At 64.3% G+C, this 13,719-nt stretch carries 12 protein-coding genes; 5 read left to right on the top strand and 7 right to left on the bottom strand.

Features of this window, described 5'->3' with window-relative positions; genetic code table 11:
- Positions 1-61 precede the first annotated feature (61 nt).
- Positions 62-1,159 (bottom strand): LPS export ABC transporter permease LptG, encoded by a 1,098-nt coding sequence (gene lptG, locus ABIB78_RS05525; RefSeq protein ID WP_429022367.1) that lies wholly within the window; start codon positions 1,157-1,159, stop codon positions 62-64.
- The gene (lptF, locus tag ABIB78_RS05530) at positions 1,156-2,322 is read right to left on the bottom strand and encodes an LPS export ABC transporter permease LptF (protein WP_429022369.1); all 1,167 of its coding nucleotides are present in this window, start codon (positions 2,320-2,322) and stop codon (positions 1,156-1,158) included. Before lptF ends, lptG begins: the two co-directional genes overlap by 4 nt.
- A 361-nt stretch (positions 2,323-2,683) precedes the next feature.
- On the opposite strand from lptF, the gene ABIB78_RS05535 reads away from it, so the two are divergent.
- The 3 genes from ABIB78_RS05535 to ABIB78_RS05545 all read left to right on the top strand — a co-directional run bounded on the left by ABIB78_RS05535 (position 2,684) and on the right by ABIB78_RS05545 (position 5,312).
- Positions 2,684-4,186, top strand: coding sequence for a leucyl aminopeptidase (locus tag ABIB78_RS05535; RefSeq protein ID WP_429022370.1), 1,503 nt, complete (start codon positions 2,684-2,686; stop codon positions 4,184-4,186).
- A 15-nt stretch (positions 4,187-4,201) separates the two neighbouring features.
- The gene (locus ABIB78_RS05540; protein WP_429022372.1) at positions 4,202-4,654 is read left to right on the top strand and encodes a DNA polymerase III subunit chi; all 453 of its coding nucleotides are present in this window, start codon (positions 4,202-4,204) and stop codon (positions 4,652-4,654) included.
- Positions 4,655-4,757: 103 nt separating this feature from the next.
- Complete coding sequence (locus ABIB78_RS05545; RefSeq protein WP_429022374.1) at positions 4,758-5,312, top strand: hypothetical protein; 555 nt, start codon at positions 4,758-4,760, stop codon at positions 5,310-5,312.
- A 232-nt stretch (positions 5,313-5,544) separates the two neighbouring features.
- On the opposite strand, the gene ABIB78_RS05550 is transcribed toward ABIB78_RS05545, so the two are convergent.
- The 3 genes from ABIB78_RS05550 to ABIB78_RS05560 all read right to left on the bottom strand — a co-directional run bounded on the left by ABIB78_RS05550 (position 5,545) and on the right by ABIB78_RS05560 (position 8,187).
- Positions 5,545-7,407, bottom strand: coding sequence for an ABC-F family ATP-binding cassette domain-containing protein (locus ABIB78_RS05550; RefSeq protein ID WP_429022376.1), 1,863 nt, complete (start codon positions 7,405-7,407; stop codon positions 5,545-5,547).
- A 107-nt stretch (positions 7,408-7,514) separates the two neighbouring features.
- On the bottom strand, positions 7,515-7,697 hold the full coding sequence (locus ABIB78_RS05555; RefSeq protein WP_429022378.1) for a hypothetical protein: 183 nt from the start codon (positions 7,695-7,697) through the stop codon (positions 7,515-7,517).
- Between the two features lie 223 nt (positions 7,698-7,920).
- Positions 7,921-8,187, bottom strand: a complete 267-nt coding sequence (locus ABIB78_RS05560) for a hypothetical protein (RefSeq protein ID WP_021079868.1) — start codon at positions 8,185-8,187, stop codon at positions 7,921-7,923.
- A 349-nt stretch (positions 8,188-8,536) separates the two neighbouring features.
- On the opposite strand from ABIB78_RS05560, the gene ndk reads away from it, so the two are divergent.
- Both ndk and ABIB78_RS05570 read left to right on the top strand, forming a co-directional pair.
- Positions 8,537-8,959 (top strand): nucleoside-diphosphate kinase, encoded by a 423-nt coding sequence (gene ndk / locus ABIB78_RS05565; protein WP_429022381.1) that lies wholly within the window; start codon positions 8,537-8,539, stop codon positions 8,957-8,959.
- 110 nt (positions 8,960-9,069) lie between these two features.
- Complete coding sequence (locus ABIB78_RS05570; protein WP_429022383.1) at positions 9,070-9,909, top strand: TerC family protein; 840 nt, start codon at positions 9,070-9,072, stop codon at positions 9,907-9,909.
- Between the two features lie 12 nt (positions 9,910-9,921).
- Here ABIB78_RS05570 and ppx read toward each other — a convergent pair whose 3' ends face one another.
- Positions 9,922-11,424 carry an exopolyphosphatase gene (gene ppx / locus ABIB78_RS05575; protein WP_429022384.1) on the bottom strand — a complete coding sequence of 501 codons (1,503 nt, stop codon included), beginning with the start codon at positions 11,422-11,424 and terminating at the stop codon, positions 9,922-9,924.
- 12 nt (positions 11,425-11,436) lie between these two features.
- The gene (locus ABIB78_RS05580; protein ID WP_429022386.1) at positions 11,437-13,641 is read right to left on the bottom strand and encodes an RNA degradosome polyphosphate kinase; all 2,205 of its coding nucleotides are present in this window, start codon (positions 13,639-13,641) and stop codon (positions 11,437-11,439) included.
- Between the last annotated feature and the right edge of the window lie 78 nt (positions 13,642-13,719).

Consider the following 13,719-nt stretch of genomic DNA (forward strand, 5'->3'; position numbering starts at 1 on the left):
CGCAGGGCACTGCGCCATCCGAATGCAGACGACCTCAACTGGCGGGCGGCGACGATAGCCACTACCCGTCCTCCTGATACAGCAAGGCTAAGAATCCGGTGAGGCTACCCACAACGACAGGCAACCACGCCGCGGCGATGGGATGCATCAACTCAGCCTTGCTCAAATCTTCAGTCACTTTCGACAGAACGTAGAGCAGAAAGCCTGCGCCCACGCCACTCAAAACCATCTTCTGCACGCCGCCCATCCGAAAGAAGCGGAGGCTCACAGAAGCCGCCAACATCACCATCGCAGCCAGCAAAAACGGCTGTGCGATGAGCTTGTGATACTGCAAGCGATAGCCAGCCGTCGCGAACCCTGAGCTCTCCGACGAACGGATGTAGTTCGGAAGTTGCCAAAAGGACACAGTTTCAGGGGTGGAGAAACTGTTGCGCACCTGTGCAGGGGTAAGGGTGGTGGTCAGGTAGAAGGTGTCCTGGTCCACCGGAGGCTTATCGAGGGTATATCGGCGTACTCCTGTGAACACCCAGCGGCCCTCTTCGAGCGCCGCTTCGCGGGCCTCGATTCGTTCCTTGAACTGCAGTGCCGTATCGAATCGGAACACCGTGAGGCCGGTCAGGCGGACGCCCTGCTGCTCGCTGCGGGCTGCATTGATAATCGCCTGACCCTCGTCGTTGATCTGGTTGAGCCAGAAGCCTGACGCGTCCTGAATACCACCGCCCGGCGCAGAGCCGAACAGCTCGGCCTCCATCCGCTTGGAGAGCTCGCGCAGATGGGCGGACACCGGATTGTAGGCGGTGGTCGCAAAGATGCCGAGCAGGATCGCGCTGGCCAGCGCCGGCGAGATGAATTGCCAGGCCGAGACGCCAGCGGCGCGCGCCACGACGAGCTCCAGCCGCCGCGACAGTGCGAGATAGCAGGTCATCGCACCGATCAGCACGCAGAACGGCATCAGCTTTTCGAGCAACTGCGGCACGCGAAACAGCGAGGTCTCAGCGACGGTAACGGCAGAGGCGCCGATCAGGCCGGATGTCTTGCGCACCATCTCGATGTAGTCGACCAGCACGAGCAGCACGAAGATGCCCGCGAACACGCCTACCGCCGCGACGACGAAGCGGCCGGCGAAATAACGCCCGAGCGTGTTTGTGACCATGCTCATGCGGTTGCCGGCCTCCGGAAGAAGCGCGCAATGCGCTCGTTGTTCCGGTTGATCGCTTCCATCAGCGCCGCCGGCGGTTCGACGACGACGCCGCCGACGATCATCCAGATGCCGATGCCGATACCGCCGAACAGCATCAGATACTGCACCAGGGCGGCCAGCGGCGACTTCACCGCCATCACCGAGCAGGCGAACCCGACCATGCGCAGGCCGAACACCGCGAACACCGAGCCGCCGATCGAGAAATTGCGGCTTTGGCGCGTGGTGCGCGGCGCGCCGAGGAAGGCAAAGGTGAGGGCCGCGAACGCAAACGGATAGATCGGTGCCATGAAGCGATCATGCAGCTCCGCGAAGAACTGGCCTGACAGCTGCTGATAGGTCTGATCGTTCTCGTCCGGCCACACCAGCTCCCAGAGGTAACGCTCGCGAATCCCGAGAGTGACGTCACGGCCCTGCGAGAATTTCGACATGTCGAAGGCGTAGCGCTGAAACACCACCAGCGTCGGATCGCGCTTGCCGACTTCGAATCGCTCGAGATTGCCGTCCTCCAGCACGAGATATGAGCCGCTCTCGTTCTTCAGCACGGTGCCGTGGTCGGCGACGATGGTCACGCGCTGCTGCGGATCGCGGCGATCGTCGACGAAGACGCCGCCGAGCACGCCGCCGGGCAGGCGTTCGCGGATGCGAATCGTCAGATTCTGGTCGAGCTGGGCGAAGCGGCCGGGCTGCAGGATGTTGGTCAGAACGTCGGCGGTGATCTCGGCGTTCCACTGCTTGATCCGGCGCATGCCGTCGGGGGCGAGATAGGCGCCGATGAAGGCGACCAGTGCCGCCACCACGCAGGTGGCAAAGAAGAACGGCCGGAACAGCCGGAACGGCGAGAAGCCCGCTGCGTTCATCACGATGATCTCGGAATCGGTCGCGAGCTTGTTCAGCGTGTGGGAGATCGCGATCATCAGCGCGATCGGGGCGATGATCAGCACCAGGGCAGGAATCACGAGACTGGTGATGCCGAGGAAGGTGAGGATGGTCTGACCCTGGCTGGTCATCAGGTCGATGCCGCGCAAAGCCTGGGTAATCCAGATCACGCCGGTGAGGCTGACCAGGACAAGCGCAAACGACGCCAGCGTCGTTTTGAAGATGTACTTGTCGATCGACCCCATCGCTACCGCACGACCCCCATGGCGCAACCAAACGCACGGCTTTCGACCAATCCCGTCAACCCGGGTTCCCCTATGGTCGAGCCGCGGACCCGTCCGGCTCACTCTGTGTCCACTCTCTCACTACCATCCCTTTGATCCGTCAACAAAATGGCCGGGCCAAGGCACGCTTAATTTATGGTTAATTAATCGCTTTTGTGGCCTTCCGGCCACTCCAGCGCTTGGCAGCGGCGCGGCCGGCAGGTCATAGTATGCGACAAGCCCGGTCCGGGCTGGTTCCGGACCGCCATCGCAATACTCACCCCGAGTACCGGAAGGACCGCTTCAGGTCCGAGCAACACCCTGAGTTCTGGAGGATTTTCCTATGTCCGACGCCGTCAAGGTCGGCTTTGTCCCATTCTCCGCGTCCGCTCGCGGCATCCTGGTCGCGTTTTGCGACGAGCAGTTGAAGCTGGGAGCCGCCACCCGGAAGGCGCTGGGAGCGGCCGCCGAGACGGTGAAGCGGGCAGCCGCCGCCAACCAGTTCAAGGGCAAGAGCGGGGCAGCCCTGGACATCCTGGCGCCGGAGGGAATCAAGGTCGAGCGGCTGATCGTGATCGGCACCGGCAAGGCGGCCGACCTCAAGGAGAAGGATTATCTCAAATTCGGCGGCGTGCTGACCGGCAAGCTCAACGCCGGCAGCGGTTCGATGACGGTCATCGCCGAACTGCCCGATGCCGCGATGGCAGCCGGCCAGGCGGCCGCGATCGCCACCGGCGTCCGCCTCCGCGCCTACAAGTTCGACCGCTACAAGACCAAGAAGAAGGACGGCGAGGACGGCGCTGTGCGGGCCGACGTCTCGATCGCCGTCGACGACGTTGCAGCTGCCAGGAAGGCCTTTGCCTCTGAGTCGTCCATCGTCGATGGCGTGAACCTGGCGCGTGAGCTCGTCAACGAGCCGCCGAACGTGCTGTACCCCGAAGAGTTCGCACGCCGCGCAAGCCAGCTTCGCAAGCTCGGCGTCACCGTCGAGGTCCTCGACGTCAAGGCGATGACCAAGCTCGGCATGGGCGCGCTGCTCGGCGTCGCGCAGGGATCGGCGCGGCCCGGCCGCATCGTGATCATGCGCTGGAACGGCGGCAAGAAGAGTGAGGCGCCGGTCGCATTCGTCGGCAAGGGCGTCTGCTTCGACACCGGCGGTATCTCCATCAAGTCGGCCGGCGGCATGGAGGATATGAAGGGTGACATGGGCGGTGCGGCCTGCGTCGTCGGGCTGATCCATGCGCTCGCGGCGCGCAAGGCCCGCGTCAACGCTATTGGCGCCATCGGCCTCGTCGAGAACATGCCCGACGGCAATGCGCAGCGTCCCGGCGACATCGTCACCTCGATGTCCGGCCAGACCATCGAAATCATCAACACCGACGCCGAGGGGCGGCTCGTGCTCGCCGACGTGCTTTGGTACGTCGCCAAGAAGTTCAAGCCGAAGTTCATGGTCGATCTCGCGACCCTGACCGGCGCGATCATGGTTGCGCTCGGCACCGATCACGCCGGCATGTTCTCCAACAACGACGAACTCGCCGAGCGCCTGGCCAAGGTCGGCCTGGAGACCGGCGAGAAGGTGTGGCGCATGCCGCTCGGTCCCGAATACGACAAGCAGATCGACTCGCAATTCGCCGACATGAAGAACACCGGTGGGCGCAATGGCGGCTCGATCACGGCAGCCCAATTCCTACAGCGTTTCGTCGACGGTAGGCCCTGGGCTCATCTCGACATCGCCGGCACCGCTATGGGCGCGCCGAAGACCGAGATCAACCAGAGCTGGGGTTCGGGTTACGGCGTCCGGCTGCTCGAGCGACTCGTCGCGGAATATTATGAAGCCAGGAAATAGAGTGTCAGCCGCCGCATGACCGAGGTTCTGTTCTACCATCTGCAGAACATGACGCTGGAGAGCGTGCTGCCGCCGCTGCTCGAGAAATCACTCGAGCGCGGTTGGCGCGTGGTCGTGCAATCGACATCGCAGGAGCGTGCCGAAACGCTTGACGTGCATCTGTGGACGTACAGCGACGATTCCTTCCTGCCGCACGCGACCTCGCGTGTTGCCGACGCACAGGACCAGCCGATCATCCTGTCGATCGAGGAGGGCAATCCGAACCGGGCCAATGTCCGCTTCCTGGTCGACAATGCGACGTTGCCGGCCGACTGCGACAGCTACGAGCGGGTGGTGCTCGTGTTCAATGGCGACGACCCCGACGCGGTAGCTTCGGCGCGGGAGAGCTGGATCGCCTGCAAAGCGCGCGGCTTCGAGGTCACCTATTGGCAGACCGACGAGCGGGGACGCTGGCAGCGGCGCCAATAGCGATATCTACTAATTAATGATAATTCGACGTTTCCTGGGGCGGGTCACGGTCATGCCGCAAAGTGATGTTCGGACAAGCTCTTAGGTAAAGGGGTTTGGAGCCTTGTCGATCGTGCGAGACGGAACATTCAGTCGGAAGTCGCTGCTGGCGTTGCTGGTGCTTGCGCCGGGCCTTGCCGGCTGCTCAGGCGGCGCATCCGAGTTGTTTTCGCGCGATGCGGAATGGTTCTCGCGTCCGGGGCGGGTGTTCGTCCGCAACATCTCGATCGAATCGCCTCCGCTGACGCCGGACAAGCCGGTGACGAACGACGATCTCGTCAGTGCCGACGGAGGCTGTCCAGGCATGGCGCCGCCACCGGGCGCCGCCGATGCGAACGCGCAGGCTCCCGGTGCCCCACCGCCGCAACCGACGGGCGGCAGCGTCGCGCTCGGCCACACCGAATGCGACGTGGTGCGAGGTATCGGCGCCCCAGACAGCGTGAACCTGTCCAGTGCTCCGGGCGGCGGGCGCGTTGCGGTCGTTACCTGGTCGCGCGGCCCGCGCGCCGGCATCTACACGTTCACCTCAGGACGCCTGTCGTCCGTCGAACGTGGCCCGGATCCAGTGCCGGAGCCGAAGCCGGCGAAGCCGAAGAAGAAAAAGACCTCGCACGGTTAAGGCATTTTCGCCTCAGCGACAGCTCGATGCATGTATGCGCGGGCATGACACAAAGAATGAGAGTCCAGACTCCCTCCACACGTCGTCCCTGCGAAAGCAGGGACCCATGCTCCGCGGCGGATGTGGTGAAGGGACTCGTCGTTCCGCGATCGCGCAACAATGACCATCTGTGGTTGGGTCCCTGCTTTCGCAGGGACGACACCGATATGTGGCGCCGCCCAGTGGGGCAAATCTAGTTCGCGGCTTCGTCGAGCTCGGCGCTGGCTTCCAGCCATTCCTCCTCGGCGCGTTGCAGCGCGCTCTCGGCGCCGGCGCGCGCCTTGGTCAGCTGCGCGGCCTGCTTGGGATCGCGCGTAAAGATATCGGGCAGCGCGAGCGCCGTGTCGATCTTGGCGATGATGCCGTTGATGCGTTCGATCTCGGCCTCGGCCTGCGCGATTCGCTGCCGGGGTGAAGTGCGTTTCTCGTTGCGGATGCGCTCGGGCTTTGCCGGCTCCTTGACGCGCTCGCGCGCCGCCGGCCGTCCGTCATTGGCCGACAGGATCATGCGGCGATATTCGTCGAGATCGCCGTCATACGTCGTGACGGTCTGGTTCGCCACCACCCACAATCGGTCGGCACAGGCCTCGATCAGATAACGATCGTGCGAGACCATGATGATGGCGCCGGGGAATTCGTTGATCGCCTCCGCCAGCGCCGCGCGGCTGTCGATATCGAGGTGGTTGGTCGGCTCGTCCAGGATGATCATGTTGGGGCCGTAGAACGTCGCGAGCCCGACCAGCAGCCGCGCCTTCTCGCCGCCCGACAGGCTCTTCACCAGCGTGTCGCCGGCCTTGCCGGAGAAGCCGATCGCGCCGACCCGGCCGCGCACCTTGCTCTCCGGCGCCTCCGGCATCAGCTTGCGGATGTGATCATAGGGCGAGCCGTCGAGGTTGAGTTCGTCGACCTGGTGCTGGGCGAAATAGCCGACCGAAAGTTTATCGGCCCTGGTGATCCTCCCTGCGAACGGAGCGAGCTTGCCTGCCAGCAGCTTGACCAGCGTGGACTTGCCGTTGCCGTTGGCGCCGAGCAGCGCGATGCGGTCGTCGGTATCGATGCGCAGCGTCACGCGATTGAGCACGGGCTTGCCCGGCTCGTAGCCAACCGAGACGTCATCGACCGCGATGATCGGCGGCGACAGCAGCTTCTCGGGCGCCGGGAACGAGATCTCGCGAACATCCTGGGTCACCAGTGCGGTGATCGGCTTCATCCGCTCCAGCATCTTCACGCGCGACTGCGCCTGGCGCGCCTTGGAGGCCTTCGCCTTGAAGCGATCGACGAAGTCCTGCAGGCGCTTGCGCTCATCGGCCTGCCGCTTGGCGTGCTTGGCATCGAGCAATTCACGCTGGGCGCGTTGTTCCTCGAATGAGGAATAGGTGCCCTTGTAGAGCGTCAGCTTGCCGCGGTCGAGGTGCAGGATCTGATCGACCGAGGTATCCAGCAGATCGCGGTCGTGGCTGATCACGATCACGGTGCGCGGATAGTTGGCGAGATGGTTCTCCAGCCACAACGTGCCTTCCAGATCGAGATAGTTGGTCGGTTCGTCCAGCAGCAGGAGATCGGGCGCGGAGAACAGCGTCGCCGCCAGCGCCACGCGCATGCGCCAGCCGCCGGAAAATTCCGCGCATGGCCGCGCCTGGTCGGCGGTCGAGAAGCCGAGGCCGGAGAGGATCGCCGCGGCGCGGGCGGGAGCCGAGTGAGCGTCGATGTCGACCAGCCGGATCTGGATCTCGGCAATCCGATGCGGATCGTGCGCAGTCTCGGCCTCGCGCAGCAGCGCGTCGCGCTCGAGATCGGCCTTCAGCACGACGTTGATCAGGCTTTCGGGTCCGTCGGGCGCTTCCTGCGCGAGGCTGCCGATCCGCCAGCGCGGCGGCAGCGCGATGCTGCCGCTCTCGACCGGAAGGTCGCCCCTGATGGCATGAAACAGCGTCGACTTGCCGACACCGTTACGGCCGACAAATCCGACGCGCGCGCCGGGCACGATCTGCACAGAACTGTGATCAATCAACAGCCGCCCGGCGATCCGGACTGAAATGTCAGTGATGGAGAGCATGCAGCGTTGTCACCGGACCCGCTGCCAAACGCAACCCGTCTGTTTGTAAAATCTCTCCGTGGTGGCTGTTGCAAAACGCAATTGGGCTGCTGGTGAGCCCGCAAACTCTAATGTTGATCGTTTTCCCGTCGTTGCATCTCCTCGAGGAGTTGCTGCAGGCGGGACGAAAGTGCGGGTTCTGGCCGCATGCTTTGCTGGAGCCGTTCACCCACGGCATCGCAGATGTAACGGCAGGTCTTGCGATCAATCTGATCGGGATCGTTCTCGGTCGGGGTCATTGTCATCGTCATAGATGTCTCTTGGCATGTCTCTTGGCGAGTTCCACCTCGCGTGTTTCGTGATCCTTGCCGTGACAAGTCGCGACCCCCGATTTTGGTTTCCGTGCCGCCTTGCTCTCGCTTTGAGGTGGTGAGGCGCATCATGCGGCTGGGTTCCCTGAGGGGCATAAAAAAGCCCCGGCGCAGGGCCGGGGCGAAAGCAAAGTCAGGGGAGCAGTCGACAGAACAGATGGGATCAATAGCAGCGGTTGACCAGGCGCCAGCGGGGACCCCACGGGGTCGGCACCACGCGGCGCACGTAGCAACCGCCGTAGCCATATCCATACCCGCCGTAATAGGCGGGACCTCCGACGATGACGCGCGGGCCGCCCCACCAGCCATGGTGCCATCCACCGTGCCAGCCGCCATGCCAACCACCCCAGGCAGAGGCGGAGGTCGGGGCGAGCGCGGCGGCGCCGAGCGAAATCGCGGCAACGGCGGCAAGCGAGATTTTGCGTAACATGATCGTCTCCTCGAGCTATGGGCGCGTGTGACGCGCCCGCGGTGACATCGTTTCCCGAGACGTCCTGTGAGGCTTGCGGATGGAGGGCCAGCAAGGCGTCCGATCGATGCAGAGCCTATGTGGCTGGAGCTGAACGGCAGCGGCACGGCACTGACAGAATGGGTTCACCTAGGTGAAATCGCGGTAAGTCGGCCGAGCCCATCTCTGATGGAGACCGCCTGGACGACGGTTTTCGTCGCGAAAATGCGTCAAAACTAAAGGCTAACGCGTCACAGGGTCGCTTGCCGTTACCCCATCGCGCCGATATAAGCCCCGGCAACTCCCAGCCACCGTTTACAAGGACGAAATCATGGCGATTGAACGCACCTTTTCGATCATCAAGCCCGACGCCACCGAGCGCAACCTGACCGGCGCGGTTAATGCGGTGATCGAGAAGGCCGGCCTGCGGATCGTGGCGCAGAAGCGCATCCGCATGACCCGCGGCCAGGCCGAGACCTTCTATGCCGTCCACAAGGCGCGCCCGTTCTTCGGCGAACTGGTCGACTTCATGACCTCGGGCCCGGTGGTGGTCCAGGTGCTGGAAGGCGAGGGCGCCATCCCCAGATATCGCGACGTGATGGGCGCGACCGATCCATCGAAGGCGGCCGAAGGCACCATCCGCAAGCTTTATGCGAAATCGATCGGCGAGAATTCGGTGCACGGTTCGGATGCGCCGGAGACCGCGGTGATCGAGATCGCGCAGTTCTTCGCCGGCAACGAGATCGTCGGCTAATAGCGCGTGACTGAAAGTGGCACGGTCTCCCGAGGAGACCGTGTCGAAATAACTCGGGAGCGGCGGACAAACGCCGCCAGGGGCGGCCGCAAGGCCGAATAGGACCCGCTGTGGACTGGCTGTGGCAGATCTTTGATCCGGCGTACATCGGCGCGTTCTTCACCGAGTTCAAGAACGAGATGGCGACGCCGACCTTCTGGGTCGCCGTCGGCAAGATCATCTGGATCAATGTCCTGCTGTCGGGCGACAACGCGCTCGTGATTGCGCTGGCCTGCCGCGGGCTCGCGCCGCGCCAGCGGCTGTGGGGCATGATTCTCGGCGCCGCCGCAGCGGTGCTGCTGCGCGTCATCTTCACCGGCATCGTCGCCAGCCTGATGGCGCTTCCCTACCTGAAGCTGGTCGGCGGACTGGCGCTGATCGTGATCGCCGCCAAGCTTCTGGTGCCGGAGCAGGAGGACGAGGACAGCGTGCATGCGGCCTCGCATCTGTGGGCCGCGGTTCAGATCGTCGTCGTCGCCGACATCGTGATGAGCCTCGACAATGTGATCGCGGTGGCTGCCGCCGCCAATGGCAGCGTACCGCTTTTGGTGCTCGGACTTGCGATCAGCGTTCCCCTGATCGTTGCCGGTGCGGCGTTGATCATGGCGCTGCTCAACAAGCTGCCGATCCTGGTCTGGGCCGGTGCCGCACTGCTCGGCTGGATCGCAGGCGACGTCATCGCGACCGATCCCGCCGTTCATCCGAGGCTGGATGCGCTGTTCGCGGGCCCGCTTGGTGCCAAGCTGGATTCCTGGCTGACCTCGGTCGGCATCTCGCCGCAATTCGCCCATGGCGGCAATGGCGGCGAAATCGCGCTCGCCGTGCTCGGCATCATCGTGGTGCTGGTGGTGGGATCGATCTGGCGCCGCCACGCGCAGCTGAAAGCCAAGCACGCCGCCAAGGCTGCGTGATAGGCGAGAGCTCTAGCGCCGCACGATCGAGCCGGCGCGTCCGAGCAGCCGCGCCAATTGCTTGAAGCGACTGCCGACGCGGTCGGCCACCAGATCCACCATCCGGTGCTCGAACACCAGCATCAGCTTGCGGCCCTGGGTGCGGAAATGGGTGGCCGGCAGCACGCCGGTGCGCGCCGCCGTTATCAGATGCGCGACGCGGAACGCGGCGCCGAGCACGCGCGCGCGCTCGTCCATCGCCGGCGTCACCAGCGCGCGGATCTGCGGCGGCGGTTCGTTTTCCTCGCTGAGGCCGGCGTAGCGGTAGAACACCGAGAGCGCGACGAAGGCCCGTCCCTGATGCGTGATCGAGCCGAAATTGCCGTTCATGATCAGGCTGAGGGTTTCCTCGCCGCGATGATCGGGATGCACTCGCCAGCCGATGTCCGAGAGCAGGCAGGCGACGTGCCGCAGCCTGCGGTCTTCCTCGGTCTCGCGCAGCCTGACGACCCGCACCAGCCGGTCGGTCCACGCGGTCAGCTCCTGGGCGTGGCGGGCGGAGCGCGACAGCAATTCGTTGAGGTTCTGCGCGGCGCACACCAGCCCGTCCTTGCCGCGCTCGGCCTGCGGCAGCATCTCGTAGAGCAGGCCCTCGCGCACGCCGAAGGTCGAGAACACGATGGTCTTGGGCTGCGCCACGCGGATGATGTATTCGAGCACGAGCGCGGCGTAGGCCAGCAGTGGCCGCCGCGCATCGGCAACCGACTCGATGTTTGCCAGCATGTTGGTGGCCGCAAGCCGTCGCAGCCGCTGCGCGAAATCGAGCGCATCCGCTGCCGGGATCGAATAGCCGTGCATCACCTTGAGCGGGTAGCCGCTCTGGATGATATGGATACGCGCCAGCGCGCGCCAGGTGCCGCCGACCGCGTAGAAGGTGCGGCCACGGCCGGTCTTGAGCTGGGCCACGCCGAGCAGCTCGTTCTTGACGATGCGTTCGGCGCGCTTGAGCGATTTGTTCGAGAGGTCTTGCAGCGCGAGGCTGCCGAGCGGCAGCGTCACGCCGCTGCGGACGCGGCTGCCCTTTACGTCGATCAATTCGAGCGAGCCGCCGCCGAGATCGCCGACGATGCCGTTCGGATTGTGCACACCCGAGACGACGCCGAGCGCAGAAAGCTTCGCTTCACGCGGTCCGGTGAGGATCTCGATCTTGGCGCCGCAGATGCGCTCGGCCTGGGCGATGAAGTCAGGACCGTTCTTGGCGTCGCGGCAGGCCGCGGTCGCGATCGCGTAGACGCGGCCGACCTGCTGGATCCGGCACAGCGCGCGGAAGCGCCGCAGCGCGGTCAGCGCCTTGTTGACGGCATCGGTTGCGAGCAGGCCGGTGCTCTGCACCTCGCGTCCGAGCCCGCACAGTGCCTTCTCGTTGAAGATGGTGATGAGGCTGCGCGCCATCGCCTCGTAAACCACGAGACGAACCGAGTTCGAGCCGATATCGATCACAGCGACGCTGGAAGCGCGCTTCCGCGGCCGCTTCACCGTAAGGCCCCCTTAAGACGATGGCTGCTGACGCTCGTTGCGACGCGTGAGACGGCGCGGTGAAGATTCCTTGAGAGACTTACCACGGCCGGACAGACTCGGATTTGTCATGAAGTAGTCATGTAGATTGAACGGCTCTTCGCCTTTCGCGGCCTTCATACGCGTTGACGATCCATCCGGCAACAATTGCCAGCTCTGCTCGGTGTCCTTCAGGTTCGCGACCATGATCTGTTCGAGAACCTGCTGATGCACCGTGGGATTTTGCAGCGGACAGAGAACCTCGACGCGGCGGTCGAGGTTCCGCGGCATCATGTCGGCGGACGAGATATACACAGCAGCTTTTGCGCTCGGCAGGCCCTGGCCCATGCCGAAGCAATAGATTCGGCCGTGTTCCAGGAACCGGCCGATCACCGATTTGACGCGGATGTTCTCCGACAATCCGGGCAGCCCAGGCCGCAGGCAGCAGATGCCGCGCACCACGAGCTCGACCGAGACGCCGGCCTGCGAGGCCTCGTACAGCGCATCGATGATGTCGGGGTCGACCAGCGCGTTCATCTTCATCCAGACCGCGCCGGGCCGGCCGTGCTTGACGTGGGCGATCTCGCCGTGGATGTGCTCGATGATCCGCTTGCGCAGCGTCAGCGGCGATACCGCCATCTTCTCGATGTCGCTCGGCTCGGCGTAGCCGGTGATGTAGTTGAACACACGCGCGACGTCGCGGCCGATGATCGGGTCCGACGTGAAGTAGGAGACGTCAGTATAGATGCGGGCGGTGACCGGATGATAGTTGCCGGTGCCGGTGTGCACATAGCTCGTGAGATTGCCGCCCTCGCGGCGCACCACCATCGACAGCTTGGCGTGCGTCTTCAATTCGATGAAGCCGTAGACCACCTGCACGCCGGCGCGTTCGAGGTCGCGGGCCCAGCGGATATTGGCCTCCTCGTCGAAGCGCGCCTTGAGTTCGATCAGCGCGGTCACCGACTTGCCGGCTTCGGCGGCATCCGCCAGCGCGCGCACGATCGGCGAGTTGTTCGAGGTGCGATAGAGCGTCTGCTTGATCGCGACCACGTCGGGATCGCGCGCTGCCTGTTGCAGGAACTGGACGACGACGTCGAAGGATTCGTAGGGGTGATGGACCACGAGGTCCTTCTGACGGATGGCGGCGAAGATATCGCCGCCATGATCGCGCACCCGCTCGGGATGGCGCGGCACGTAGGGCGGGAATTCGAGGTCGGGGCGATTGAGGCGGGTCAGCTGCGACAGCTCGTTCATCGCGAGCACGCCGTCGACCAGGATCACTTCATCGTCCGCGGCCGACAATGCCTGCTGCACGAAGACGCGCAGCTCTTCGGGCATCGTGGCCTCGATCTCGAGCCGGATCACCGATCCGCGGCGGCGACGCTTGAGCGCAGTCTCGAACAGGCGAACGAGGTCTTCGGCCTCTTCCTCGATTTCGAGTTCGGAGTCCCTGATGATGCGGAACGCGCCCTGGCCCTTGACGGTGTAGCCGGGGAACAAGCGGCCGATGAACAGGCCGGTGGCCTGTTCGAGCGTGATCAGCCGGACCGGCGCACCTTCCTTGGTGGAGGGGATGCGGATGAAGCGGTCGATCTTGCCCGGCATGCGGATCAGCGCGTTCATCGCCTTGCCGTCGGAGATCCGCGACAATTGCAGCGCCACCGTGAAGCCGAGGTTCGGGATGAACGGGAACGGATGCGCCGGGTCGATTGCGAGCGGGGTCAGCAGCGGGAAGATGCTGTGGAGGAAGTGATCCTCGATCCAGGTGCGCTCGGACTTGGTGACGTCGCGGCCGTCGACCAGCTGGATACCGACCTTGGACAGGATGTCCCGCAGGTCGCTCCAGATCGCCTGCTGGTCGGAGGCGAGGCGCGACACGGTCTTGTTGATCATCACGAGCTGCTCGGCCGGCAGCAGGCCGTCCGGGCTGCGCTCGGCAATGCCCTCGCGGACCTGAGCCTTGATGCCGGCGACACGGACCATGAAGAACTCGTCGAGGTTATTCGCCGAAATCGACAGGAAGCGGACCCGCTCCAGCACGGGATGGCCGAGATTGACCGATTCCTCGAGCACCCGCCGGTTGAAGTGCAGCCAGGAGAGCTCCCGGTTGATGAATCGCTCGGGGCTGGTCGCGATCGCGGGAACGGGAGGGAGTTCCGCCTCTTTCTCTTTGATTTCAGTTGCTTGTACCGAGTCCATCAAGTGTTGGTCCAATTCGAGGCAGGTGGCTGAAGCGGTCTAGCCGGGGGCCGCACAGACCATGTGATATTGCGATGA

The organism is Bradyrhizobium sp. I1.14.4 (assembly GCF_050435825.1).
Lineage (GTDB): Bacteria > Pseudomonadota > Alphaproteobacteria > Rhizobiales > Xanthobacteraceae > Bradyrhizobium.